21 protein-coding genes and 1 tRNA gene are annotated in these 26,676 nt (G+C 67.1%); 13 read left to right on the top strand and 9 right to left on the bottom strand.

What is annotated here, in order from left to right:
• The 3 genes from topA to VFU06_15665 form a co-directional block, all read left to right on the top strand.
• On the top strand, positions 1 to 2,354 hold a 2,354-nt coding region (topA, locus tag VFU06_15675; GenBank protein HEU5210834.1), incomplete at its 5' end, for a type I DNA topoisomerase.
• A gap of 1 nt (position 2,355) precedes the next feature.
• Positions 2,356 to 3,759 (top strand): methylenetetrahydrofolate--tRNA-(uracil(54)-C(5))-methyltransferase (FADH(2)-oxidizing) TrmFO, encoded by a 1,404-nt coding sequence (gene trmFO, locus VFU06_15670; GenBank protein HEU5210833.1) that lies wholly within the window; start codon positions 2,356 to 2,358, stop codon positions 3,757 to 3,759.
• 585 nt (positions 3,760 to 4,344) lie between these two features.
• A complete protein-coding gene (locus tag VFU06_15665; GenBank protein ID HEU5210832.1) occupies positions 4,345 to 5,271 on the top strand; it encodes a tyrosine recombinase XerC in 927 nt (308 codons plus the stop codon).
• 22 nt (positions 5,272 to 5,293) lie between these two features.
• Here the strand turns inward: VFU06_15665 and VFU06_15660 are convergent, their stop codons facing one another.
• On the bottom strand, positions 5,294 to 5,722 hold the full coding sequence (locus VFU06_15660; GenBank protein HEU5210831.1) for a cupin domain-containing protein: 429 nt from the start codon (positions 5,720 to 5,722) through the stop codon (positions 5,294 to 5,296).
• Positions 5,719 to 6,075, bottom strand: coding sequence for a DMT family protein (locus VFU06_15655; protein HEU5210830.1), 357 nt, complete (start codon positions 6,073 to 6,075; stop codon positions 5,719 to 5,721). Before VFU06_15655 ends, VFU06_15660 begins: the two co-directional genes overlap by 4 nt.
• Positions 6,076 to 6,550: 475 nt before the next feature.
• Here VFU06_15655 and hslV point away from each other — a divergent pair, with 475 nt between their 5' ends.
• The 6 genes from hslV (at position 6,551) to VFU06_15625 (ending at position 13,114) form a co-directional block, all read left to right on the top strand.
• The gene (hslV, locus tag VFU06_15650) at positions 6,551 to 7,120 is read left to right on the top strand and encodes an ATP-dependent protease subunit HslV (GenBank protein ID HEU5210829.1); all 570 of its coding nucleotides are present in this window, start codon (positions 6,551 to 6,553) and stop codon (positions 7,118 to 7,120) included.
• Complete coding sequence (hslU, locus tag VFU06_15645) at positions 7,117 to 8,607, top strand: ATP-dependent protease ATPase subunit HslU (GenBank protein ID HEU5210828.1); 1,491 nt, start codon at positions 7,117 to 7,119, stop codon at positions 8,605 to 8,607. Before hslV ends, hslU begins: the two co-directional genes overlap by 4 nt.
• A 249-nt stretch (positions 8,608 to 8,856) precedes the next feature.
• A complete protein-coding gene (gene argF, locus VFU06_15640) occupies positions 8,857 to 9,759 on the top strand; it encodes an ornithine carbamoyltransferase (GenBank protein ID HEU5210827.1) in 903 nt (300 codons plus the stop codon).
• A 73-nt stretch (positions 9,760 to 9,832) separates the two neighbouring features.
• Positions 9,833 to 10,993 carry a glycine cleavage system aminomethyltransferase GcvT gene (gene gcvT, locus VFU06_15635; GenBank protein ID HEU5210826.1) on the top strand — a complete coding sequence of 387 codons (1,161 nt, stop codon included), beginning with the start codon at positions 9,833 to 9,835 and terminating at the stop codon, positions 10,991 to 10,993.
• A 1-nt stretch (position 10,994) separates the two neighbouring features.
• Positions 10,995 to 11,501, top strand: coding sequence for a MogA/MoaB family molybdenum cofactor biosynthesis protein (locus VFU06_15630; GenBank protein HEU5210825.1), 507 nt, complete (start codon positions 10,995 to 10,997; stop codon positions 11,499 to 11,501).
• Positions 11,502 to 11,509: 8 nt separating this feature from the next.
• Complete coding sequence (locus VFU06_15625; GenBank protein ID HEU5210824.1) at positions 11,510 to 13,114, top strand: sigma-54 dependent transcriptional regulator; 1,605 nt, start codon at positions 11,510 to 11,512, stop codon at positions 13,112 to 13,114.
• 77 nt (positions 13,115 to 13,191) lie between these two features.
• On the opposite strand, the gene yihA is transcribed toward VFU06_15625, so the two are convergent.
• From yihA to dnaK, 7 genes are all read right to left on the bottom strand, one after another.
• On the bottom strand, positions 13,192 to 13,806 hold the full coding sequence (yihA, locus tag VFU06_15620) for a ribosome biogenesis GTP-binding protein YihA/YsxC (GenBank protein HEU5210823.1): 615 nt from the start codon (positions 13,804 to 13,806) through the stop codon (positions 13,192 to 13,194).
• An 82-nt stretch (positions 13,807 to 13,888) separates the two neighbouring features.
• Complete coding sequence (gene clpX, locus VFU06_15615) at positions 13,889 to 15,124, bottom strand: ATP-dependent Clp protease ATP-binding subunit ClpX (GenBank protein HEU5210822.1); 1,236 nt, start codon at positions 15,122 to 15,124, stop codon at positions 13,889 to 13,891.
• Between the two features lie 67 nt (positions 15,125 to 15,191).
• Complete coding sequence (locus VFU06_15610; protein ID HEU5210821.1) at positions 15,192 to 15,833, bottom strand: ATP-dependent Clp protease proteolytic subunit; 642 nt, start codon at positions 15,831 to 15,833, stop codon at positions 15,192 to 15,194.
• Between the two features lie 36 nt (positions 15,834 to 15,869).
• Positions 15,870 to 17,141, bottom strand: a complete 1,272-nt coding sequence (gene tig / locus VFU06_15605; GenBank protein ID HEU5210820.1) for a trigger factor — start codon at positions 17,139 to 17,141, stop codon at positions 15,870 to 15,872.
• Positions 17,142 to 17,167: 26 nt separating this feature from the next.
• Positions 17,168 to 17,249 (bottom strand) — tRNA-Leu (locus VFU06_15600).
• 283 nt (positions 17,250 to 17,532) lie between these two features.
• Complete coding sequence (locus VFU06_15595) at positions 17,533 to 19,071, bottom strand: trypsin-like peptidase domain-containing protein (protein HEU5210819.1); 1,539 nt, start codon at positions 19,069 to 19,071, stop codon at positions 17,533 to 17,535.
• Positions 19,072 to 19,541: 470 nt separating this feature from the next.
• Entirely contained in the window at positions 19,542 to 21,476 is a 1,935-nt protein-coding gene (dnaK, locus tag VFU06_15590) for a molecular chaperone DnaK (protein ID HEU5210818.1), read from the bottom strand.
• A 257-nt stretch (positions 21,477 to 21,733) separates the two neighbouring features.
• Here dnaK and VFU06_15585 point away from each other — a divergent pair, with 257 nt between their 5' ends.
• From VFU06_15585 to VFU06_15570, 4 genes are all read left to right on the top strand, one after another.
• Complete coding sequence (locus tag VFU06_15585; GenBank protein HEU5210817.1) at positions 21,734 to 22,504, top strand: rhomboid family intramembrane serine protease; 771 nt, start codon at positions 21,734 to 21,736, stop codon at positions 22,502 to 22,504.
• 11 nt (positions 22,505 to 22,515) lie between these two features.
• Positions 22,516 to 24,219 (top strand): nucleoside transporter C-terminal domain-containing protein, encoded by a 1,704-nt coding sequence (locus VFU06_15580; GenBank protein HEU5210816.1) that lies wholly within the window; start codon positions 22,516 to 22,518, stop codon positions 24,217 to 24,219.
• Between the two features lie 13 nt (positions 24,220 to 24,232).
• Positions 24,233 to 25,078: a purine-nucleoside phosphorylase gene (locus VFU06_15575; GenBank protein ID HEU5210815.1), complete on the top strand. Its 846-nt coding sequence runs from the start codon at positions 24,233 to 24,235 to the stop codon at positions 25,076 to 25,078.
• On the top strand, positions 25,075 to 26,676 hold a 1,602-nt coding region (locus VFU06_15570; GenBank protein HEU5210814.1), incomplete at its 3' end, for an ABC transporter substrate-binding protein. The genes VFU06_15575 and VFU06_15570, both read left to right, overlap by 4 nt.

Here is a 26,676-nt window from a genome sequence, read left to right as displayed (position 1 = left end):
GGAACGGCCGCTTCCAGCGCGTGCTGTTCCACGAGATCACGCGTGATGCGGTGAAGCGTGCGCTCGAGCGGCCGATGGAGATCGACATGCGCAAGGTCGAGGCGCAGCAGGCGCGGCGCATCCTCGACCGGCTGGTCGGCTACCAGGTCAGCCCGATCCTCTGGAAGCCGATCCGTCCCGGGCTCTCCGCCGGCCGCGTGCAGACGGTTGCGCTGCGGTTGATCACCGAACGCGAGCAGGAGATCCGTGCGTTCGTGGCGCAGGAGTACTGGTCGATCACGGCGCACCTCGAGAAGGACGAGCGCGCCTTCGATGCCAAGCTGCACCACATCGACGGCAAGGCATTCACGATCCCGAACGAGGAAGAGGCGTTCGGCGTCCGTGACGATGTGCAGGACAAGCCGTTCGTCATCACCGAGATCAAGCGGCGCGAGCGCACCAAGAACCCGCCGCCGCCATTCACGACGTCCACGTTGCAGCAGGAATCAGCGAAGCGCCTCGGCTTCACCGCGCAGCGCACGATGCGCATCGCGCAGCAGCTCTACGAGGGCGTCGAACTGGGTCCCGAAGGCGCCGTCGGTCTGATCACGTACATGCGAACGGACTCGACGCGCATTGCATCGAGCGCGGCGGACGTCGCACGCGATCACCTGCGCGGTCGGTTTGGCGACGATTACGTGAACACGCGTCTCTGGGGCGGCAAGCAGCAGAAGGGCGCGCAGGAAGCGCACGAGGCGATTCGACCGACGGATCCGGCTCGCACGCCCGACAGTGTGAAGAGCTACCTCGATCGCGATCAGTTCCGGCTGTACGAGCTGGTGTGGCTGCGCTTCATGGCCGGCCAGATGGCGAGCGCGCTGTTCGACACGACGACCGTCGACTTCGACATCCGGGGCGATACGGGTCGCAGCTACCTGTTCCGCGCGACCGGCTCGATCATGAAGTTCGCGGGCTTCACGCGCCTCTACCAGGAAGCGCGCGAGGAGGGCGACCACAAGACGCTGGACGAGGAGGCGCCGCTGCCGGAGCTGGCAAAGGGCGACCGCTGCCGCAACAACGGCATCGAGCCCGCGCAGCACTTCACGCAGCCGCCGCCGCGCTACACGGAAGCGAGCCTGGTCAAGGAGCTGGAGCGGCTCGGCATCGGCCGCCCGTCGACCTACGCCGCGATCATTTCGACACTGACCGATCGCGACTATGTCACCCTCGAGCAGAAGCGCTTCCAGCCGACGCCACTCGGTGAGACGGTCGCCGGTGTGCTCGTGCGCGCGTTCCCCGACATCTTCGCGGTCGATTTCACCAGCGGGATGGAAACGGAGCTCGACCGCATCGAGGAAGGCGAGCTCGACTGGCGCGGCGTGCTGAACGACTTCTACGTCCCCTTCTCGAAGCGGCTCGACGAGAGCGCGAGCAAGAGCGAGGAGATCATCCGCGAGGTCGTCACCGGCGACGAGCAGGTCGACTGCACGGAATGCGGCAAGCCGATGGTCGTCCGCTGGAACCGCTACGGCCGCTTCCTCGGCTGCTCCGGCTACCCGGAGTGCAAGAACACGCAGTCGCTGGACGAGAAGACGCGCGCGGAGCCGAAGCCGACGGGCGAGTCGTGCCCGAACTGCGGGTCGGAGCTGGTCGAGCGCGAGGGACGCTTCGGCGCGTTCATCGCGTGCAGCAACTATCCGACCTGCAAGTACACCAAGCCCAAGACGATCCCGGGGCTCACCTGCCCGCAGTGCGGTATCGGTGAGGTCTCCGAGAAGCGCACGCGCCGCGGCAAGTCGTTCTGGGGATGCGTGCGCTACCCCGACTGCGACTGGTCCAGCTGGGACGAGCCGCTGCCGCACGAGTGCCAGTACTGCGACTCGAAGATCGTCGTGAAGAAGAGCAACAAGACGCGCGGCGAGTTCATCCGCTGCCCGCAGTGCTGGGCGGAGTACACACTGAACGATGACGGCCGGCTCGATGTCGCCGATGAGCCGAAGCGCTCGCGGGCGCAGTGGGAAGCCGAGGCCGAGGAGAAGAAGCGACGCAGCGCGGAGTACCGCGAGCGCCGTGCGAGTGGTGGCGCCAAGAAGTCGGCCGCGAAGAAGGCCGGTCGGAAATCCGCAGCGAAGAAGGGCACGGCCAGGAAGTCGACGGCGAAGAAGGGCGCCGCCAAGAAAAGCCCTGCCAGGAAGTCGACGGGCGGTTCGGCGCGGAAGTCGACCGCGAAGAAGTCGACCGCGAAGAAGTCGACCGCGTCCGCCGGCAAGTCGACCGCCGGCAAGTCGCCGGCAAAGAAATCGGCGGCAAAGAAGAGCACCGCCCGGAAATCCGCCGCGAAGAAGTCCGGCACATCGAGGCGGCGGGAACGCTGACATGGCGCAGGCACTCGTCGTCGGTGCGGGGCTGGCCGGCTGCGAGGCGGCGTGGCAGCTCGCAGAACGCGGTCACGATGTCAGGCTGATCGAGATGCGACCGGTGCGCGGCACGCCCGCGCACCAGACCGACCGCTTCGCCGAGCTCGTCTGCACGAACTCGTTCAAGAGCGAGGACCCGACCAACGCGCACGGGCTGCTCAAGCGGAACATGCGCGCGCTCGGCTCCGTCCTGCTGCATACCGCCCGGGAAGCGCGCGTACCGGCCGGCGCCGCTCTCGCCGTCGACCGCGATGTCTTCTCCGCGCGCATGACCGAGCTGGTCACGTCGCATCCGCGGATCACGGTCGAGCGCAGCGAAGTGACGGCGGTACCGGCGTCGCATGCCGTGCTCGCAACCGGCCCGCTCACATCCGACGCCCTTTCCACCGACCTCGCCCGTCTCCTCGGCGACGAAGGCCTCGCCTTCTATGACGCGATCGCGCCGATCGTCGCGCACGACTCCATCGATCATGACCGCGTGTTCGCCCAGTCGCGCTGGGACAAGGGCGAAGGCGCGGATTACCTCAACTGTCCGATGGATCGCGAGCAGTACGAGGCGTTCATCGCTGCACTGCGCAAGGCGGACGTCTACGCGGGACACGACTGGGAGAACCTGCCGCATGAACAGGCGGGCGATCCGTCTTCGCAACCGCAGGTCGCTGACGGCAGCATCCCGTACTTCGAGGGGTGCCTGCCGATCGAGGTGATGGCCGCGCGCGGCGAGGACACACTGCGTTTCGGGCCGATGAAACCGATCGGCCTGCGTGATCCAAAGACCGGCAGGCGGCCGTACGCAGTGGTGCAGCTCCGGCGCGAAGACCAGCAGGGGCAGATGTGGAACCTGGTCGGCTTCCAGACGCGGCTGCGCACCGGCGAGCAGCGTCGCGTGTTCCGCATGATCCCGGGACTGGAGAATGCCGACTTCCTGCGCACCGGCTCCATCCATCGCAATACGTACCTCAACTTCCCGGCGCGGCTCACATTCTACGGCGCACCGCACGCACGACCGCAGGTGATCGTCGCGGGCCAGCTCACGGGGGTCGAAGGATACGTCGAGTCGGCGGCGTCGGGGATCCTGGCGGGCGTGAACCTGGACCGGTTGCTCCGCGGGCTCGAGCCGACCGTGCCACCGCCTGCGACCATGCTCGGTGGACTGTTCCACTACCTGCGCACCGCCTCGCCGGGCGAGTTCCAGCCGATGAACTCCAACTTCGGGCTGCTGGCGCCGCTCCAGGAGCATGTGCGCGACAAGAAGCGACGGCGCGAGCTGCTGGTCGAGCGCGACGAGCGCGCGCTGCGCGAGTGGATGGAGGCGCACGGGATTGAGCCGGTGACGGTCGCGGAAGGTGCACGGGTGGGGTGAGGTCGCGGGCTCGGGTGGCGGGCGCCGAAGCTGCGGTCGTTCACCCGGGCGATTCGCCGTCAACTCGCCGGGCGCAATACGAGTGGGCCGCGTTCCCCTTGGGCCGGCGCCGTCAACTTGCCGGAGCAACTGGATCGGGCCGCGTTTCCCAGGATCGGCGCCGTCAACTCGACATGTCGAAGCCTTGAGTATCTCCGTCTTCGACTTCACGGCGTCCATCTCCGTCAACTCGCCGGGCGCAATACGAGTGGGCCGCGTTTCCCTGGATCGGCGCTGTCAACTCGACATGTCGAAGCCTCGAGTGTGTCCGTGTTCGACTTCACGGCGCTCAGCGCCGTCAACTCGAATTTCCTTCGAACGTGATCGAAGCACCAACGGAAATCCGGCGTGTGACGCCGGAATCTCGACATCCGGCCGAATGCGCGACGCGTGATGCAGACTTGACGGCGCCGTAACCCCGATCGCCGCCGCCTGGACGCGTCGCGCCGGGCGTACACGCCATGATGGGTGGCGCTTTGCCCGCAGTCCCTGCCATCGCGTGCGACGTCGTTGCCTCACGTTCTCCGCACGCGCAACTTGAGGGACATGGAAACGCGCGACGTCGTATCACATGTCCGGGGCTACCTGCGCTCCGTCGAGGATGGGCGCCAGCTCAGCCCGAACACGGTTGCAGCCTACCGTCGTGACCTGATCGAGCTGGTCGCGTTTCTCGACCGGCACTTTCAGGCCGAGGACTGGTCCTGGACCGTGGTCGACCGCGGTGCGCTGCGTGCCTTTGCCGCGCACCTGTCGCGCAGGCAGCTCGCCCGCCGCTCCATCGCGCGCAAGCTGTCGTCCGTGCGGTCGTTCTTCCGCTGGATGCAGCGCGAGGACGTGCTCGATGCGAATCCGGCACGCAGCGTCCGGTCACCGAAGCTCGAGCGCACGTTGCCGGGCTGGCTGACGCGTGCCGAAGCCGATCGTCTCTTTGCGCTCGCGGAGAATCGCTCGGCGGAAGGTTCGTTCCGTGGTGTGCGTGATCACGCGATCCTGGAGGTGTTCTACGCATCCGGCATGCGACTCTCAGAGCTGCAGCAGCTCGATGTCGCCGACGTGGACACGATCGCCGACCAGGTGAAGGTGCTCGGCAAGGGTCGCAAGGAGCGGATCGTGCCGATCGGCCGTGCGGCGGTGCAGGCGCTGCGCCGCTACGAGCCGAAGCGCGACCAGGTGCTGCGCAGTGCGGCGGGTGACAGGAACGCGCTGTTCATCTCCGAGCGCGGCAAGCGCCTCTCGACGCGGCAGCTCCAGACGATCGTCGGGACGTTCCTGAAGCAGGCGGCGGACGACGACGCCCTCTCGACGCACTCGCTCCGCCATTCCTTCGCCACGCATCTGCTCGACGCGGGCGCGGACCTGATGGCGGTCAAGGAGCTGCTCGGGCACGCATCGCTCTCGACGACACGGATCTACACGCACACGTCGAAGGAGCGACTGAAGAAGGTGTACCAGCAGGCGCATCCGCGGGCGTAGCGCACACGCAGCAGAGGCTGTGCTACCCCTCCTCCTGCGTCGCCTGCTCCCGGAACCACTCCACGATCGCGGGCATGTTGTCCTCGAACCCGCCCGGAATGAAAACGTTGAGCGCACTCGCGCGCGTCTGCGTCCGGTTCTCGAAGTCGTGTGTCACGCCTGCGGGGATGCGCAGGAACGTACCCGTCGGGGCCTCGATATGCCGGTCGCCGACGAGGAACGTCATGGTCCCCTCGATCACGAAGAACAGTTCCTCGTTCGCCTCATGCGAGTGGGCTCCCGGCCCCGGACAGTCCGGGGCGACGCGCCAGATCGACACGGAATAGCGACGCTCGCTTTCCGCGCCGTCGGCCAGGAAGGTGCTGTCCATCGGGCCGCAGGCGTAATGGCGGCCTTCGCCGGGAAGGCGCACGATCACGCCCTCGGGGAAGGGGTTCCGGTCGAGCGTCATGGCGTGGTCACCATCCCCCTGAACATGAAGTACGCGGCCCCGCACAGGCAGAGGCCAGCCCACAGGTAGTCCAGCTTGAGCGGCTCCTTCAGATAGAAAAGGGCGAACGGGACGAACACGCTGAGCGTGATCACCTCCTGCATGATCTTGAGCTGCGGGACGGAGAACGTGGTGTAGCCGATGCGGTTCGCGGGCACCTGCAGCAGGTACTCGAACAACGCGATCCCCCAGCTCACCAGAGCTGCGATGTACCAGGGCTTCGTGTTCAGCTCGCGAAGGTGCGCATACCACGCGACCGTCATGAAGGCGTTGGAGAGAACGAGCAGTGTGATCGTTGTCAGGGCGACGCGCATGTTGGTTCCCGGGTTCGTCAGCACGCCGGTGGCGCCGGCCACACGATGGGGCCATCGCGCCGGTGCTCCGTGGGCCGGCCGACCGCTGGCGATCCTGCGGCGGCTGCGCCGGGCAAAAAGCTAACGATCCCTGAGGGTCGGGCGAGTGGCCTTGCACCCGCCGTGGTCGGGCGAGTGGCCCTGCACCCGCCGTGGTCGGACGAGTGGCCCTGCACCCGCCGTGGTCGGGCGAGTAGCCTTGCACCCGCCGTGGTCGAACAAGTGGCCTCGCACCACCTCCGGTCGAACGAGTGGCCTCTCACCCCCGGCAATCAGTCTGCACACCCCTCGCCCGTTCGAGATCGCACGACCGGCGCCCCTGATCCCCGCATTTCGGCCATCTTGGCAGACCTCTGCGGTTCCGGTACCTTCCGACCCAGCCCCCGGCGTTGCTCCGCCCTCCGGGGCCGGCGCCGGCCAGAATGGAGATAAATAAATGTCAGGCATACAGATGCATGCTACGACCATCGTCGCGGTCCGGCACGACGGCCGGGTCGCCCTGGGCGGCGACGGCCAGGTGACGATGGGCGAGACGGTGATGAAGGCGTCCGCGCAGAAGGTGCGGAAGCTGAAGGATGGCAAGGTGCTGGCGGGCTTCGCGGGCTCCGTCGCCGATGCGTTTACGCTGTTCGAGAAGTTCGAGGAGAAGCTGGAGCGCTACCCGGGCAACCTGCCGCGTGCCGCGGTCGAGCTCGCCAAGGACTGGCGGACTGACCGGTACCTGCGGCGGCTGGACGCGCTGCTCACGGTTGCGGATGCCCGCCACCTGTTCGTCATCAGTGGGGACGGCAACGTGATCGAGCCGGACGACGAGGTCGCGGCGATCGGCAGTGGCGGTGCCTTTGCGCTGGCGGCGGCGCGTGCGCTGAAGCAGCATGCGAACCTGCCGGCACCGGAGATCGTGCGCACGTCGCTGGAGATCGCCGGCGACATCTGCATCTATACGAACAAGAACATCCTGGTCCTCGAGCTGGGCGACGAGGCGGGAGAAAAGAAGGGACCGTGAGAGAAGTCGATGTAGCGGATGCTCAGACGGCGAACGGTGCTGCACCGGGCGAGCCGGCGTGGCTGGAGGAGCTGACGCCGCAGCAGATCGTCGCGGAGCTGGACAAGTACATCGTCGGGCAGAATGCCGCCAAGCGCGCGGTCGCGATCGCGCTGCGCAACCGCTGGCGCCGCCAGCGCGTCGAGGACGAGCTGCGCGACGAGATCGTGCCGAACAACATCATCCTGATCGGCCCGACGGGTGTCGGCAAGACGGAGATCGCGCGACGGCTCGCGCGCCTGGCCGGCGCGCCGTTCGTGAAGGTGGAGGCGTCGAAGTTCACGGAAGTCGGCTACGTCGGCCGCGACGTCGAATCGATGATCCGCGACCTGGTCGACATGTCCGTCAACATGGTGCGCGACGAGCGCGAGGCGGACGTCGAGGAGGTCGCGCAGGAGCGCGTCGAGGAGCGGCTGCTCGACCTGCTGCTGCCGCAGCCCGACGACGACCAGCCGGAGGAGGACGGCACACAGCCGCCGCAGCGCCCGCGCGCGTTCATCGTGGGCAGTGACGCCCGCGCGCGCGAGGAGGAGATGACGGACGAGGACGAGCGACGTCGCATCCGGGAGCGGCGCGAGCGCACGCGCGAGAAGCTGCGGACGCTGCTGCGGGACGGCAAGCTCGAGGAGCGGATGGTCGACGTGGAGGTCCAGCAGAACCTGCCCATCGAGAACATGATGCTGCCGATGGGCGCGGAGGGCATGGACAACTTCACGGAGATGCTGCAGGACATGATGCCGAAGCGGAAGAAGCGCCGCACGGTCAGCATCGCCGAGGCCCGTCGCATCCTGCTGCAGGACGAGCTGGACAAGCTGGTCGACATGGACGAGGTCGTGAACGAGGCGCTCGAGCGTGCCGAGGACATGGGCATCGTCTTCCTCGACGAGATCGACAAGATCGCGGGCGAGCGCGCGGGGCAGGGCCCCGACGTCTCACGCGAAGGCGTGCAGCGCGACCTGCTGCCGATCGTCGAGGGCTCTACGGTTTCGACCAAATACGGAATGGTTCGCACCGACCACGTGCTGTTCGTCGCGGCCGGCGCGTTCCACGTGTCGAAGCCGAGCGACCTGATCCCGGAGCTGCAGGGGCGCTTCCCGATCCGCGTGGAGCTGAGCGCGCTGACCGAGGCGGACTTCGTGCGCATCCTGACGGAACCCAAGAATGCGCTGATCCGGCAGTACCAGGCGCTGATCTCGACGGAAAAGGCGCAGCTCGAGTTCTCGGACGACGGCATCCGCGAGGTCGCCCGCATCGCCGCCGACGTGAACCACCGCATGGAGAACATCGGCGCGCGCCGGCTGCACACGGTGCTCACGACACTGCTCGACGACGTCCTCTTCGACCTGCCGGAGCGCGGGACGGATGCGATCCGCATCGATGCCGCGCAGGTGCGGGACCGGCTTAAGTCGATCGTCGAGGACGAGGATCTGAGGAGGTATATCCTGTAGTTCTGACGTACGTGCTCCTGCAGGGCTGATTCATTCACCGCAGAGAACGCTGAGGACGCAGAGAAACTGCCGCTGAGGAATGACTTTGATGCTGGATGCTACGTCGGCACTGATGGATTTCGCCGGGATCCTTCCCGGCCGCGTAGCCGGCAACATGAATTCGTTCTTCGGCCCTTCTCCGCGCCCTCCGCGCCTCGGCGGTGAAAAAAAGAACGCAGCACCACGACGAACGCGAACCACGACACCTTGATGCCGAGACACTTCCTTGCCATCCCCGACTTCGAGCGCGAAGAGCTCTACGATCTTCTCGCCCTCGCGCGGCGGATGAAGACGGGTGAGTACCACGAACAGCCGCTGCGTGGCAGGACACTTGGGATGATCTTCGAGAAGAGCTCGACTCGCACGCGCGTGAGCTTCGAGGTCGGCACGTACCAGCTGGGCGGACACGCCCTCTTTCTGTCGTCCCGTGACATCCAGATCGGACGGGGCGAGCCGATCCGCGACACCGCGCGCGTGCTTTCGCGTTACGTGAACGGTATCATGATCCGCACGTTCGCTCACGACACGATCGAGGAGCTTGCCCGCTTCTCGGGTGTGCCGGTGATCAACGGGCTGACGGACCTGCTGCATCCCTGCCAGATCCTCGCCGACCTGCTCACGGTGCAGGAGGAGTTCGGCACGGACGTGAGCAACGTGAAAATCGCGTGGGTCGGCGACGGCAACAACATGGCGCACTCCTGGCTGAACGCGGCGTACCGCTTCGGCTTCGAGCTGCGGCTGGCCTGCCCGGAGGGTTATCAGCCGGACAGCGCGATCCTCGAACGAGCGCGGCAGAGCGCGCGGATCGTGCTGACCACGGATCCCGCCGAGGCGGTGGAAGGCGCGGACGTCGTGAACACCGATGTCTGGGCATCAATGGGGCAGGAAGAGGAAGCTGCGCAGCGACAGCGCGCATTCAAGGGGTATCATGTCGATGACGCCCTGCTGGCGCGTGCATCGAGTCGCGCGATCTTCCTGCACTGTCTCCCCGCGCATCGCGGTGAAGAGGTGAGCGACTCGGTGATCGAGGGCCCGCGCTCGCGCGTGTTCGATGAGGCGGAGAACCGGCTGCACGTGCAGAAGGCGATCATGGCGCGGCTGATGGGAGCGTGACCGCGAGCGACGAGCGGCTCGCCGCCCGTCGCATGCCCGACCCTGCATCCTGCAGTGCCCACTCGGAGGCCGGATGTACACGATCGATACGGGCGGTGTGCGCCCGTCAGAGGATGAGGAGAACATGGCGGAGAGGCTGAAGCGGACACCGCTCTATGAGGAGCATGTCCAGGCGGGGGCGAAGATCGTTCCGTTCGCCGGGTACGAGATGCCGGTGCAGTACCCGACAGGGATCATCCAGGAGCACAGGGCGGTGCGTGAGCGCGCCGGCCTGTTCGACGTCTCCCACATGGGAGAGCTCGAGGTCCGCGGAGGCGACGCGCTCGGTCTCGTGCAGTACATCACGACGAACGACGCGTCCAGGGTCGCCGTCGGCCAGGCACAGTACACCGTGCTCTGCAACGAGGACGGCGGTGCAATCGACGATTGCATCGTGTACCGCTTCGAGGACCACTACATGATCGTGGTGAACGCGTCCAACCAGGATCGCGACCGCGACCACGTAATGAAGCACGCGGAGCGCTTCGGCACGCAGGTGACCGATCGCTCGGACGAGACGGCGCTGCTCGCGCTGCAGGGCCCGCGCGCGCAGCGCGTCCTCGAGAAGCTGACCGAGGCACAGCTGAACACGATCGCGTACTACCACTTCGCGGAGGGCGACATCGGGGATGTCCCCGCGATCATCAGTCGTACCGGCTACACGGGCGAGGATGGCTTCGAGCTGTACCTGCCGGCGGAGAGCGCCGTGCGCGTGTGGCGGCTGATCCTCGAGGCCGGCCAGGAGGAGGGCGTCGTGCCGGTCGGACTGGGAGCGCGCGACTCGCTCCGCCTCGAGATGGGCTACATCCTGTACGGCAACGATCTGGACGAGCGACGCACGCCGCTCGAGGCCGGCCTCGGCTGGGTGACCAAGCTGGACAAGGGTGAGTTCATCGGCCGCGAAGCGCTCCGGCAGCAGAAGGAGGCCGGCGTGCGCGATCGCCTCGTCGCATTCGTGCTGAAGGAGCGCGGCTTCCCGCGCCACGGCTACGAGATCCGCATCGACGGCGAGCCTGCCGGCGAAGTGACGAGCGGCGCCCACGCGCCATCGCTCGAGCAGGGTATCGGCCTCGCCTATGTCCCTGCCGACGCTGCGCGGCCGGGCACCGCCATCGAAGTGATGGTGCGCGGCAAGCCGGTGCCGGCCGAAATCGTTCGGCCGCCGTTCTACAAGGACGGCTCCGCGCGGCGGTAGCGTGCAGCCGATCCGGGTAGCCGTGCTGACCATCTCCGACGGTGTTGCGTCGGGCACGCGCGAGGATACGAGCGGTGCCGCAGTCGCGGCGTGGGCGCGTGCAGAAGGTCGCGTGCTGGTCACCCATGAAGTCGTCAGCGACGATGCGGCCGACATCACCGCGACGCTGCTGCAGCTCGTGGATGACGCGGGTGCAGAGCTGGTCGTCACGACGGGGGGTACCGGCTTCAGCCCGCGCGACGTGACACCCGAAGCGACGCGTGCGGTCATCGAGCGCGAGGCGCCCGGCGTAGCAGAGGCGATCCGCGCTCATGGAACCGCATCGACACCGTACTCCGTCCTCTCGCGTGGTGTGGCGGGAATCCGCGGTCGCGCCATGATCGTGAATCTGCCCGGCAGCACCGGGGGCGTGCAGGACGGGCTCGCCGTGCTCGGGCCCCTTGTGGTGCATGCCGTCAGGCTGCTCCGCGGCACGGACACACAGAATCATTCAGCCGATGGATCTTGACGCTGTCCATGCCTGAGACCGTTCTGATCACGACGTACGATCTCGAGCCGGCGGTGCGGCTGCGCGATGCCTTCGAGGCGGCGAGTTACACGGTCGAGCTGGTCACGCCGGGCGAGAAGATCGCCGACGTGCGCGATCCGGCGTTGCTCATCCTGAGTGGTGGCCTGAACGAGAAGCAGGCGCGTCGCCTGGTCCGCGAGGCCGCCGAGCACGACCATCTGCCCGTCATCGGCCTCGCCGACTCCATTACGCAGACGACGCCGGAGGCGCGCTGGCAGCTCGGGTTGACGCGGGCGTTCACCAAGCCGGTCGACATCGACGAGGTGTGCCGGACCGGGCAGCTGCTCGTCCAGCGCACGCGCCTGCGCAAGCTCACCGGCATCGTCGGCGAGTCGGAGCCGATGATGGACGCGCTCGAGCGCGTCGTGCAGGTCGCGCCCGTCAATACGACCGTGCTCGTCACGGGGGAGAGCGGCACCGGCAAGGAGCGAATTGCCAGGGGCATTCACATGCTCTCCGCGCGGCGCAACCGCGCGTTCATCGCCGCCAACGTTGCAGCGCTGCCCGAGACACTGCTCGAGTCGGAGCTGTTCGGCCACGAGAAGGGCGCGTTCACCGGCGCGATCGGTCAGCGCAAGGGCTTCTTCGAGCTCGCGGACAGGGGCACGCTCTTTCTGGACGAGATCGGCGAGATGCCCATCGCGACACAGACCAAGCTGCTGCGCGTGCTGGAAGAGCGCGAGTTCATGCGCGTCGGCGGCGAGGAGTCGATCTCGGTCGATGTGCGCGTGATCGCCGCGACGAACCAGGACCTGCGCACCCAGGTCGAGATGGGGCGGTTCCGCGGCGACCTGTTCTATCGGCTGAACGTCGTGCAGATCAATCTGCCGCCGCTGCGGGACCGACGCGACGACATCCCGCTGCTCATCGATACGTTCATCCGCGAGACCAGCCGGGAGATGGGTCGCCCCCCGATCAGTCTCGCACCGGAAACGATGGAGCGACTGGTCGACTACGACTGGCCCGGCAACGTCCGCGAGATGCGCAACCTGGTCGAGTCGATGTGCGTGATGGCCCCCGGCGCACGCATCGAGCCCGAGGACCTGCCGCCGGAAATACGCGAGGGAGCGAGCAGCCGCTCGCGCATGCTGCCGGTGCCCGTGCCACGAACGGCGCAGGGCCTCGAGCACGCACCGTCGCCGGAGCTCGAGTTCGTGTTCCGCACGATCCTCCAGCTCCGCATCGACATGGAGGAGCTGCGCTCACAGTTCGAGCAGTACCGTCGCGCGCACACGCTGCCGTCGATGCCACCACCGCCGTTCCACTATGCGCCGGACGCCACCGCCACCCCCGTCGGCGTTGCCGTGAACCACGACTCGATCCGACCGCACGGTCGGTCCCTCGAGCACCTGGAGATCGAGGACGTCGACGCCGAAGACGAGCGTTCCGTCGTCGTCTACCGGCCCGGCATGACGCTGCAGGAAATCGAAAAGGCCGCGATCATTGCGGCGCTAAAGGATGTGGGCGGCAACCGGCGGCGGGCGGCGGAAATGCTGGGAATGGGGGAGCGGACGCTCTACCGGAAGATCAAGGAGTACGAAATACCGTTGTGATCCGGCCGATCTGTTTCACCACGGAGATCACGGAACTCTGTGTCGCCCGGTGCGCTCCGTGGTGAAACCAGGGAATCTCACCCCACGAGCAACCCCTCCACGCTCGCGAGCAGCTCCTCGCGCCCCTCACCCGTCTTCGCCGAAAACGCCAGCACCTGCTCGGCATCGACGCCCAGGTCCTCCGTCACCTTCGCGAGCTGCCTGTCGCGTTCCTTCTTGCCCAGCTTGTCCGCCTTGGTGAGCACGAAGAGGGCCGGCAGGCCGAGGCCGATGAGGTATTCGATCATGCGGCGGTCGTCCGCGGTCGGGCCATGGCGCGCATCGATCAGCTGCACGACGCCCTTCAGCTCCTTCGACCCGCCCAGGTAGCTCTCCATCAGCGGCTGCCACTTCGCACGCACGGCCATCGGGACCCGCGCGAAGCCGTAGCCCGGCAGATCGACGAGGAAGAACGAGGCGTCAGCTCCGCCGCCGGCCGACGCCCGCACCTCGTAGAAGTTGATCTCCTGCGTCTTGCCCGGCGTTGCAGACACCCGCGCAACCGGTGTACGCGTGCGTCCGAGCAGGCGATTGATCAGCGACGACTTGCCGACATTGGACTTGCCGGAGAAGGCGATTTCAGGCAGGGAAGCAGGCTTGGGCCCGTTCGGCGCAGCCACCGCGCCCGCAAATTCGACCGACTTGATCAGCAAAAAGCCAGATGCCTTTCGAAGAAACGAACACTGTCGGAGAACAAACCCCGGCCCCGGCCCAGGGACCCAGGCCGTGTCCGTTCTACGCTTCCTTCTTCCGGTTCTCCGGGTGCAGCACGAGGAGTGGCGGACGTCCTGCGGTCACCGCCTCTTCCGTGACCACGATCTCACGGACGTCCTCACGCGACGGCAGGTCGAACATCACATCGCGCATGATCGTCTCGAGCACGGCGCGCAGTCCGCGGGCGCCGGTGCCGCGCTCGATCGCGCGGCGCGCGATCGCACGTACCGCCTGCGGCTCGAAATTGACGCGGATGTTCTCCAGCTGGAACATCTTGTCGTACTGCTTGAGCAGCGCATTCTTCGGCTCCTGCAGGATGCGCACGAGTGCGGGCTCGTTCAGCGCGTCCAGCGTGACGAGCACTGGCAGGCGGCCGACCAGCTCGGGGATCAGGCCGAAGCGCAGCAGGTCATCGGGTTCCACGGCCTGGAGCGGCGCCTCGGTGTTGCGGGGCGGGGCGTTGCTGTCCGCGAAGCCGATGCGACGCTGCCCCGTGCGCTGCTCGACGATCTTGTCGAGGCCGTCGAACGCACCGCCGCAGATGAACAGGATGTTGCGGGTGTTGATCTGGATGTACTCCTGCTGCGGATGCTTGCGGCCGCCCTGCGGCGGCACGCTCGCGACCGTGCCCTCCAGGATCTTCAGCAGCGCCTGCTGCACACCCTCGCCCGAGACATCGCGCGTGATCGACGGGTTCTCCGACTTGCGTGCGATCTTGTCGATCTCGTCGATGTAGACGATGCCGCGCTCGCACTCGGCGAGGTTGAAATCGCTCGCCTGCAGCAGCCGCACCAGGATGTTCTCGACGTCCTCGCCGACGTAGCCGGCCTCGGTCAGCGTCGTTGCGTCCGCGATCGTGAACGGGACCTGCAGGATGCGCGCGAGTGTCTGCGCGAGCAGCGTCTTGCCCACGCCCGTCGGGCCGACCAGCAGGATGTTCGACTTCTCGATCTCGACGTCGTCGAGCACGCCATGGTGGTTGACGCGCTTGTAGTGGTTGTAGACCGCAACGGAGAGCGACTTCTTCGCCTCTTCCTGGCCGATCACGTACTGATCGAGGACGTCCTTGATCTCACGCGGCGTGGGTACGCGCGGTACCGCTTCCGCAGCTTCGCGCTCCTCTTCCTCCGCGAGGATCTCGTTGCAGAGCGAGACACACTCGTTGCAGATGTAGACCGAGGGGCCGGAGATGAACTTCTTGACCGACTCCTTGGACTTGCCGCAGAAGCTGCAGCGGAGATGCTTGTCGCTCGCCATCGGACACGACTCCTGGTGGGGAACGCCTGCGCCCGGCCCGATGTACCGGGCGCCCCGAGACTGTAATCTAACGATCCTTCGCCGAGAGCGAAGCGCTGTCGCCGTTCTCGATCTGGGACCGGTGCTCGACCACCTGGTCGATGATGCCGTACTCCTTCGCCTCGACGGGGCTCATGAACCGGTCGCGGTCCACGTCCTCGGCGACCTGCTCGACCGACTGGCCGGTGTGGTTTGCCAGAATCTGGTTCAGCCGCTCGCGGGCGTACAGGATTTCCTTGGCCTGGATCTCGATATCGGCGGCTGTCCCGCCGATCCCCTGGGCCGCGGCCGGCTGGTGGATCATGATGCGCGAGTTCGGCAACGCACTCCGCTTGCCCGCGGTGCCCGTGGCGAGGAGCAGTGCGCCCATGGAGGCGGCCAGGCCCATGCAGATGGTGTTCACCGGCGTGCTCAGGTACTGCATGGTGTCGTAGATCGCGAGACCCGCGTACACCGAGCCACCCGGGCTGTTGATGTAGAGGTAGATGTCCTTTTCGGGATCGTCCGCCTGCAGGAAGAGGAGCTGCGCGATGACGATGTTGGCGACCGTGTCATCGATCGGCGTGCCCAGGAACACGATCCTGTCCATGAGCAGCCGGCTGAAGATGTCGTAGCTGCGCTCGCCGCGGCTGGTGCGCTCGATGACATACGGTGGATAGATCGTGGCCATGCCGCCTCGTTTCGCCTTGAAAACCTGTGATACCCGTTAGTCCTGGATCGTCGACAGCGACGCGAGGTAGCCGAACACCTTGTTCTCGGTGATCTCCTCCTCGATTTCCGCGATGCGGCCGTTCTGCTGGAGCTGGCGACGCACCTCCGCGGCCGGCCGGCCCATGCGCTCGGCCAGGCTCGCGATGCGCTCGTCCACCTCTTCGGGTGTGGCCCGCAGCGCTTCCATCGTTGCAACACGGTCGATCACCAGCATGCGACGCAGCGCCTGCTCCGCCACCGGCCGCAGCTGCTGGTGCATCTCCGCAACGCGCTCCGCATCCGCATTGTCGCGAACGGGCAGCATCTGCTCGAGGTAGCGCTCGATCATGGCGTTCGGCACCTCGAACGGATTCGCCTCGACGATCTGCCCGATCAGTTGTGAGCGCACGTTGCGTTCCGCCTCGCGTGCTGCCTCCGCGCCCAGGTCCTCGCGGATGCGGGCGCGCAGCGTGTCCACGGAATCGAAGTCGCCAACCGAGCCGGCGAATGCATCGTCGACCTCGGGACGCTCGGCGCGCTTGGCGGCGAGCATGCGGATGTGGACCGTGTGCGGCTTCGTGGGCGAGTCCGGCTGGGACGCATCTTCGGGCAGCTCGACCTCGAACGTGTTCTCGTCGCCCGGCTTGAGGGTGCGGATCACTTCCTCGATCGCCGGGACCGCCTGACCCTCGCCCAGCACGATCTCGTAGCTGCGCGTCTGGTCCGGAGCCGCCTCCGTCGCATCGTCTTTCGGCGTGATCTCGACCGTCACCATGTCGCCGACCAGCGGGATCTCCCCCTCCGGCAACGGGTTCCACACGGCGTTCTCGTCCTGCAGCCGCTGGATCACCTGGTCGACCTGCTCGTCCGTGACGGGCTGCGCCTCGCGCTGGAGCTGGAAGCCGCCCAGTCGCTCCAGCTCGATCTCCGGCCGGACCTCGAGCTCGACGTGGAACGTCAGGTCCTCACCGGCGTGGTAGTGGATGTGGTCGATCGCGCCCTGCGAGATCGGCTCCAGCCCCTCCTGCTCGATCGCCTCCCGGTACGCATCACCAACCAGCTTCTCGATGGCCTCCTGCTCGATCGCGGGACCCCAGCGCTTCTCCATCAGCTGCACCGGGACCTTGCCCTTGCGGAAGCCAGGCATCCGCACCTGCTTCGCGTAACGCTGGACTGCCGCCTTCTTCTCGCGATCCACCCGCGCCGCGGGCACCGTGATCGTCAACCGGCGCGCCCACGCGCCCGGCTTCTCCATGCTGACCTGCAGCTCTGCCGTCTGATTGGCCATGATCCGCCTGAAAAGGTTCTGCCCAGTGCGAAAGGGGGGACTCGAACCCCCACGGGCGAGCCCACGAGATCCTAAGTCTCGCGCGTCTACCAGTTCCGCCACTTTCGCCCGGAAATACCGCTGAAAAGCTAACAGGCGGCAGAAGCGCGTTCAACCGACGAAACGGCCGGTCCGGTGCGGGTATGCGACGTCCTGCTCCGCCTCCGTCGTGGCGGGTCAGTGGGAACGCGAGCAGGTGGGGGCGTGAACGTCACGGGCGGGCCGGGAGCACGCTGTGCCTGTGACCGGACGGCGGCCTGTGACCGGACTGCGCTGCGGAGACGGCAAGCGCACCCTGCAGCGTACCAGGCGTCCTCTTCTCGTGAGCCGGGCTGTAGTGCGGCGCGCTGGCTCAGGGCACCCGCACGTTCGCGATGTACGTGCGCTCGTCCGGGTACTGCAGCAGCAGGGAGACGATCTGGCCGGTGCGCGCCGCACGCAGGACACGGCGGGCCTGCGCAGCCGACTCCACCGGCGTCCGATCGATGCTCACGACCCGGTGACCGATCCCGATCCGCTTGCGATCGGCGGCACTCGCGGGAACGACGTCCGTGATCACCACGCCCCCGGCGCGCGCGTAGCCGAGCTGTCGCGCCAGCTCCGCATCCAGGTCCGCGATGTCGAGGCCGAGCATCGGATCACTGGCCCGACGCGGCTCGCTCGGCGCAGGTGCCCGCACCACCGGCGCCCGCATCAGCTCGACCGAAAGCTCGCGCGGCTCGCCGTAACGGATCACGCCCAGGCGCACGGACTCGCCCGGTGCGTGGCCGGCGACCAGCCGCTGCAGCTGTCCCACCCGCAGTGCTGGCTGGCCGTTGATCTCCACGATCACGTCACCGCGCTGCAGCCCGGCCCGGCGGGCGGGGGAGTCGCCAGCGAAGTCCTCGACCAGCACGCCTGCGATCGAGGGCAGCCCGTACACCTCCGCATCCTCAGGCGTGACGTCGACGATCGAGACGCCGAGCAGCGCGCGCTCGACATACCCCTTCTCGATCAGGTCCGTCATGACGCGCCGAGCCAGGTTGGACGGGATCGCGAAACCATAGCCCTGGTTGTAGCCGGTCGATGTCGCGATCGCCGTGTTCACGCCGATCACCGCGCCGCGCAGGTTCACGAGTGGACCACCCGAGTTGCCCGGATTGATCACCGCGTCCGTCTGGATGAAATCCTCGATCGCGTAGCGGAAGCCGTCGCTGGACGCCTCGGTCCCGGTGTCGATGATGTTGAGCGGACGTCCCTTGGCACTGACGATCCCGCTCGTCACCGTGAAGTCGAGTGTGCTGGCCTCGTCGAACCCCGGGTTGCCGATCGCGACCACCCACTCGCCCACCCGCGCCTCGTCCGAATCACCGAGGAAGACCGCCGGAAGGCCGCGCGCGTCGATGCGGATCACCGCCAGGTCCGTGGTCGGATCCCGCCCGACGATCGCCGCCTCGAACATCCGGCGGTCGGGCAGCGACACGACGATGCGCGTCGCACCCTCGACCACGTGGTTGTTCGTGAGGATGTAACCGTCGCTGGAAACGATGAAACCCGTCCCGCCGCCGACCTCCGGCACTTCGAGCGGCATCGAGTCCGGCTGCTCCATCCCGCCGAAGAAATCGTGCAGCCCGCGCGGCAGCCACCCCGACCGCGGATGGGCCACGGTCCGCTCCGCCTGGATCCGCACCACCGCCGGGGTCACTGTCTCCGCGATGGAGATGAACGCGTCCGACAGCTCGGAGGCACGGCGGACGGATGCCACGTTCTGCACGACCGGAGGCCGCGCCGGTGCATCCAGGACGGGCACCGTGACGCGTTCGGGCGGCGTCAGCAGCACACCCGCGCCTACGCCCGCGAGCAGGAGCACACCCGCACCTGCAATGACCAGCAGCCTGGCGGAGCCGTTCATGTGAGCCGATGGAGTCCGAGGTCTGTGGGGAGACTTCCCTGCAAGTTAATGGGTGGACACGAGTTGATCCAGTTGGCAGGGGCCGCTCCACGCCCGGGCGGGACAGGCCGGGTGCGCCACGCAGCGACACGAGCCAGGTTGCGTTCGAAAATCACAGCCAACGTTGCACTCGTTCGGCTGTCAGCGAACCCGAGCAACGTTGCCTTCGATAATCGCAGGCAACGTTGCACCCATCCGGCCGAAGGCAGAGCCGAGCAACGTTGCCTTGGATCATCATCCACGGATGGCAGCTCTGCGTCTCCGCTACCCTGCGTCTCTGCGTGAGAAGGGAGCAGCCACAACCTGCGCACGAAAAACCCGGGAAAGAAAAGGAGGCGGCCAGAACTCCTGACCGCCTCCGAACCACTTCCGGCTCTCCAACCCCCCGGGAATTCGACGACCCGAGCCTTCGAGCTTCCGAAACTCCCGGACTACTCCTTCTTTTCGTCCACGATCTCGTAGTCCGCTTCCACCACGTCCTCATCGGCCGGTGCCTGCTGGGACGCGGCCGGCTCTTCGGTCGCGGCGCCTTCCGGCTGACCGGACGCCGCCTGCTCGGCCTGCTGGGCCTGGTAGAACTGCTGCCCGGCGGCGGTGAACGCCTGCATGAGCGCGTCGCGCGCGGAGTTGATCTCGCCGGCGTCGTCCTGCTTGAGCGCGGCCCGGGCGCGCTCGAGTGCGCTGTCGATCTGGGACTTCATGTCGGCGGAGACCTTGTCGCCCCAGTCCTTGGTGTCCTTCTCCACCTGGTAGATCAGCGAGTCGAGCTGGTTGCGCGCCTCGATCTTCTCCTTGCGCTCCTTGTCCTCGCCCGCATGCGACTCCGCGTCCCTGACCATCTTGTCGATCTCGGACTCGGAGAGCCCGCTGGACGCCTCGATGCGGACCTTCTGCTCCTTGCCGGTCGCGCGGTCCTTGGCGGCGACGTGCAGGATGCCGTTGGCGTCGATGTCGAAGGCGACCTCGATCTGCGGCATGCCGCGCGGTGCCGGCGGGATGCCGGTGAGCTGGAAGCGGCCGATCGTGCGGTTGTCGGCGGCCATCGGCCGCTCACCCTGCAGCACGTGGATCTCGACCGTCGTCTGGCTGTCCTCGGCCGTCGAGAACGTTTCCGCCTTCTTGGTCGGGATCGTGGTGTTGCGCGGGATCAGCACGGTCATGACGCCGCCGAGCGTCTCGATTCCGAGCGAGAGCGGTGTCACGTCGAGCAGCAGCACGTCCTTGACGTCGCCGGCGAGCACGCCACCCTGGATGGCGGCACCGATGGCGACGACCTCGTCGGGGTTGACGCCCTTGTGCGGCTCCTTGCCGAAGAACTTCTTGACGGTCTCCTGCACCTTGGGGATACGCGTCGAGCCGCCGACCAGGATGACCTCGTCGATCCTGCCCGCATCCAGCCCCGCATCCTTGAGTGCCTGCTCCATCGGCGGAATCGTCCGCTGAATCAGGTCGTCGACGAGCTGCTCGAACTTCGCGCGCGAGAGCGTCAGGTTCAGGTGCTTCGGCCCCTCCTGCGTCGCCGTGATGAAGGGCAGGTTGATATCCGTCGAGGACGTGGTCGACAGCTCCATCTTGGCCTTCTCCGCCGCCTCCTTCAGGCGCTGCAGGGCCATGGCGTCCTTGGAGAGGTCGATGCCCTGGTCCTTCCTGAACTCCTCGATCAGCCAGTCGATCACACGCTGGTCGAAGTCGTCGCCGCCGAGGTGCGTGTCGCCGTTGGTCGATTTCACCTCGAAGACGCCGTCGCCCAGCTCCAGGATCGAGATGTCATAGGTGCCGCCGCCCAGGTCGAAGACGGCAATCACCTCGTCCTTCTTCTTGTCCAGGCCGTAGGCCAGCGCGGCCGCGGTCGGCTCGTTCAGGATGCGCAGCACTTCCAGCCCTGCGATCTTGCCCGCGTCCTTGGTCGCCTGGCGCTGCGAGTCGTTGAAGTACGCCGGAACCGTGATGACGGCCTGGGTCACGTCCGAGCCCAGGTAGTCCTCGGCGGTCTGCTTCATCTTCTGCAGCACCATCGCCGAGATCTCGGGGGGCGTGAATGCCTTGTCGACGTTCGGGATCTTCACCTGCACGCGCCCCTGCGCATCCGTCGTGATCTCGTACGGTACGCGGCTGCTCTCCTCGGAGACCTCGCCAGCGCGACGCCCCATGAAGCGCTTGATCGAGAAGATCGTGTTCTTCGGGTTGGTGATCGCCTGCCGGCGGGCGACCTGCCCGACCAGGCGCTCGCCGTCCTTCGTGAATGCAACGACCGACGGTGTCGTGCGGCCGCCTTCCGCATTCGGGATCACGACCGGATCGCCGCCTTCCATGACGGCGACGCACGAGTTCGTCGTGCCGAGGTCGATTCCGATGACCTTGCCCATCCTTACTCCTCGCTGAAGGGTCCTGCGGTGGGGCGGCCGTTTCCGACGCCGCCGGCTCGTGCCGAACAGCCGAGCTGGCGCCGCCGTGTGCCGCTCGCACACGTCGCGGGTGCAACGCGCATGCCGGGTAACGGGCGCATTTTCGGCCAGATCGGCCGAGCCGTGCGCCGTCAACCTGCCGTGCTGGCAGAGACCGGTTTCGTTGACACCTCTGACGCGCGCGCACTATTCTGGCGCGCACCCACCACCGGAGATCGATGTTCCCGCTACGCGACGAAAATCCGACGCTGCTGACGCCCTACTTCACGATCGCGCTGATCGCGCTGAACGTGCTGGTATGGCTGTACGTGCAGGGTGCGGGGTTGTCCGACGTCTCGCTGGCGGAATCGGTGTGCAGGTTCGGCGCGATCCCGGCGGAGCTGACCGGAAGGACGGGCGGGTACGAGGGAATCGACCTGGGGCCGGGGCTGCCGCCGTGCGAGTTCGGTGGGCTGACATGGGGTGCGGTGTTCACGAGCATGTTCATGCACGGGAGCTGGGTGCACCTGCTCGGGAACATGTGGTTCCTCTGGCTCTTCGGTAACAACGTGGAGGACTCGATGGGGCACCTGCGCTTCATCGTGTTCTACCTGCTGGTGGGTGTGGCAGCGGCCGCCGGGCACGTGTACATGGAGCTGGATTCCATGATCCCGATCGTGGGCGCGTCGGGCGCGATCAGCGGTGTGATGGGCGCCTATATGCTGCTGTACCCGCGCGTGCGGATCCAGACGCTGATCATCCTGATCATCTTCCTGCGCATCATTGCAGTGCCGGCGTGGATCATCCTGGCGTACTGGTTCCTGCTCCAGTTCCTGTCCGGCACGGCGACGACGCCCGGTTCCGGGGGCGTCGCCTTCTGGGCGCACGTGGGCGGCTTCGTCGCCGGCCTGCTCCTGGTCAAGCTGTTCGAGAACCGTACCCTGGTCGAAGCGCGCAGGCGCAAGATCCGGCTGAGTCCATTCGAGATCGACCACCGCGGCTGGTATTGAGGAATGGTGCGATGAAGCATCCAGGCCTGCGCGTGCGGTACGCGCTCTGGCTCGTCACCGCCGTGCTGCTCGCGGCCGGCGTATATGCGCAGGCGGCGCGCGCCGACGGTGCGCAGCATGCCGCTGCGACACCGCAGGCCGACCTGTCACTGCCGGCTGACGCATCACCCCGGGCCGACGCACCAGCGCAGGCGGATGCGTCACCGCAGGTCCGCCCGACCGTGCAGGCCGACTCCGCCCTGCAGGCTGACACCACCGCGATCCGGGACTCGGTCGCGAGCGGCGTCGGGCCGGGTGCGCCGCCGCTGACCGATACGCTGGCGGGTGGCGCAACGTCGCTGCAGGACCTGCGGGCGGACATCGACACGCCGTTCCACGCACGACTGGTCTCGCTGCTCGGCATGGTCACCCTGCTGCTGATCGGCTGGCTGCTGTCGGTGGACCGGCGCTCGATTCCGTGGCGGATCATCCTGTGGGGCATTGCTCTGCAGTTCGTCTTTGCCCTCTTCATCCTGCGTACGGCGGCAGGTGAGGCGATCTTCGCCACCGTGAACGACGTCATCGTCGCGCTGCTCGGGTTCACGGTACAGGGTGCGCAGTTCCTCTTCGGCAATCTGGTCTGGAACCAGGTGCCGATCGGCACGGGCGACCCCGGCAACGGCCTGTTCACGGTCGAGCCGGGGATGGTCGCGTCGACGGGCGCGTACTTCGCCTTCAACGTGCTGCCGACGATCATCTTCTTCTCGTCGCTGATGACGCTGCTGTACTACTTCGGCGTGATGCAGCTCGTCGTGAAGGGGATGGCGTGGGTGATGATGCGCACGATGCGCACATCGGGCGCCGAGACGCTGTCCGCCACGGGCAACATCTTTCTCGGCCAGACGGAGGCACCGCTGCTGATCAAGCCGTTCGTCGGCACCATGACGATGTCGGAGCTGATGGCGGTGATGACGGGCGGATTCGCGACCGTGGCGGGCGGCGTCATGGCGGCCTTCGTCGGCATGCTGATGGCCTTCTTCCCCGACATCGCCGGTCACCTGCTCGCCGCGAGCGTGATGTCCGCGCCGGCCGCGCTGGTCTTCGCGAAGCTGATGTATCCGGAGAAGGAGGAGCCGGTCACGCGCGGCGAGCTGAAGGTGCACGTCGAGACGCCGGACGCGAACGCGATCGACGCCGCCGCCCGAGGGGCCGGCGAAGGACTGCAGCTGGCCGCGAACGTCGGCGCCATGCTCCTCGCATTCATTGCGCTGATCGCACTGCTGAACGCACTGCTCGGACTGGTGGGCGAGTGGACCCACCTGAACGATCTGCTGATCGGCGCGGGCTGGATGGCGGAGGGGAGCCGGATCACGCTCGAGTGGCTGCTCGGGGTGCTGCTCGCGCCGCTGGCGTGGCTGATGGGTGTGCCGTGGGCTGACGCCTTTACGGTGGGTTCCCTGCTGGGGGTGAAGACGGCGGTCAACGAGTTCGTTGCCTACCTGCAGCTGTCCACGCTTCTTTCAGGGGGTGCGGACCTGTCGCCGCGGTCGGTCGTGATCGCGACGTACGCGCTCTGCGGCTTCGCCAACTTCAGCTCGATCGCGATCCAGATCGGCGGCATCGGCGGAATCGCGCCGCACCGCCGAAGCGACCTGGCTCGCATCGGCCTGCGTGCCATGGTCGCGGGCTCGCTCGCCGCGTTCATGACCGCCACCATCGCGGGCATGCTGGTGTGAGCGCAGCCGGACAGTGACTGACCTGGAGATTCCGTCCACGAGCGACGCGCTCGACGCGCTGCGCGAGCGCCTGCACGAGACGCCGGACGTCGCGCTCGTGCTCGGCTCGGGACTGGGCGAGCTGGCGGACGAGATCGAGGACGCGGTGCGGATCCCGTTCTCCGACGTTCCGGGCTTCGTCGCCCCGGCCGTCCAGGGGCACCGCGGGCTGCTGGTTGCGGGTCGTCTCGAGGGTGTCCGCTGCATCGCACTGCAGGGTCGCTTCCACCTGTACGAGGGGCACAGCCCGGCGGCGGTCGCACTGCCGACGCGCGTCATGCTGGCACTCGGTGCGCGCACCCTGCTGGTGACCAATGCGGCCGGCGGGCTGAACCGCAGCTTCACGCCGGGCGACCTGATGCTGATCGACGATCACATCAACCTGTTGTGGAGCAATCCGCTGTCGGGGCCCGTGCACGGCGACGAAGCGCGCGTCCCGGACATGGCCCGGCCGTACGATCCGGGCTTGCTGTCGCTGGCGGAGCAGGTCGCGGTGGAGCATGGCATCCGCGTGCGCCGCGGCGTGTACGTCGCGACGCTGGGGCCGAGCTACGAGACGCCCGCGGAGATCCGCATGATGCAGTGGCTGGGCGGCGACGCCGTGGGCATGAGCACGGTGCCGGAGGTCCTGGTTGCGCGCGCGCAGGGTGCGCGCGTGCTCGGGATCTCGCTGATCACGAATTACGCGGCTGGCATCATGCCCACACCCCTGTCACACGACGAGGTGGTGGCAGCGGGCGCAGCGGCACGAGATGATTTCACGAAGCTGGTTCGCGGCGTGCTGACGCGCATGCATACACTCGACCGGAGGGAGCCATGACGACGATGCGATGGCTGCGTGGTGCGGCTGCAGCCGCAGGGCTGGTGCTGGCGGTCGGATGTGCGGGCGATGCAGGGAACGACGAGGCGCAGGACGGGGCGCGGCCGAGGCGGGGCGGCACGCTGGTGATAGGACTTGCGACCGACCTGGGTACGCTCAACCCGCTCGCCTCCGCGGACCGGTGGGGACAGGAGGTCGCGGGCGAGCTGCTGTTCCTCCCGCTGATCCGCTATGACTCGACGCTGGAGTACATGGCGGCGCTGGCAGAGTCGTGGGAGATGCTCGGTGATACCGGCGCGATCTTCCACCTGCGGCGGGACGTGCGCTGGCACGATGGCCAACCGACCACGGCGGAAGACGTTGTATTCACGATCGAGCGCGCGAAGGATCCCCGGACGATGTTCCCCAACGCATCGTACCTGACACACTGGACGGGCGCCGAAGCTCTCGACTCCTTTACCGTGCGGGTGTCGTACACCCCTCACGTGGGACCGCTGACCGGGCTGCCGTTCCTGCCCATCGTTCCCAGGCACCTGCTTGACACGATCCCACCGGAGCGGACTAGGCAGGCGTCGTTCGGCAGGGCGCCGGTTGGCAACGGGCCATTCCGGTTTCTGGACTTCCGCGCGAACGATCGGTGGGTGTTCGGAGCGAACGACGATTTCCCGGAGGCGCTCGGAGGACGCCCGCAGATCGATCGCGTGGTGATGCGAATCATTCCGGAACAGGCATCACAGGTTGCCGAGTTGCGGGCCGGCACGATCGACCTGGCGCTCGGTGCTCCCGCGGGCGACTTCGCGCGGCTCGACTCGCTTCCGCAACTGCGTGGAATCGCGCGTCCGACCAGACAGTACTTCGCGATCGGCTGGAACAACCGGCACCCGCCGCTCGATGATCCGATCGTGCGCAGGGCGCTGGCCATGGCACTGAATCGTGAGCGGATGCTGACGCTCAGGTACGGATACGGGGAACTCGCAGCCGGGCCGGTGCCCTCCTTCCACTGGGCCTATCCCGAGGACGTCGAGCCGCTCCCGTTCTCTCCCGACTCGGCGCGTGCATTGCTGGCATCGCGCGGGATCGAGGACCGCAACGGGGATGGCACAGTGGAGCTGCGGAACGGCTCGCAGTTCGGCATTCAGTACTGGGCTCCGACCGTCAACGCATTCAACCGCGACGTGGCCGAGCTGGTGCGTGGGGACCTGGCCGCCATCGGCGTCACGGTGAACGTGCGCGGCGTGGATTACAACACGATGATCGCGGATGTCACCGGACCGCGAACGTTCGATGCCGCGCAGCTCGGCTTCAGCAGCGACTTCCACCTCAACCTGCGCGATTCCTTCCACTCGGATCACCTGGATGGCGATATGCAGCTCGCGGGGTACGCCAATCCCCGAGCCGATTCCCTGATCGAGGCCCTCGAGCGCACGGTAGATCGCGAGGATGCGCTGCCCCTCTACGCCGAGTTCCAGCGCCTGATACGCGACGAGCAGCCGTGGACAATCATCTACTACTACCCCGACCTCTTCGTCATCAATGAGCGCGTGCGAAATGTGCACATGGACATCCGGGGTGTGTTCACGTCCCTCAAGGACTGGTGG

The sequence above is a fragment of the Longimicrobiales bacterium genome (assembly GCA_035764935.1).
Taxonomy (GTDB): Bacteria; Gemmatimonadota; Gemmatimonadetes; order Longimicrobiales; family RSA9; genus DASTYK01.
Note: the sequence above shows the minus strand (reverse complement) of the source record. Positions and strands in the feature narration are given on the sequence as shown.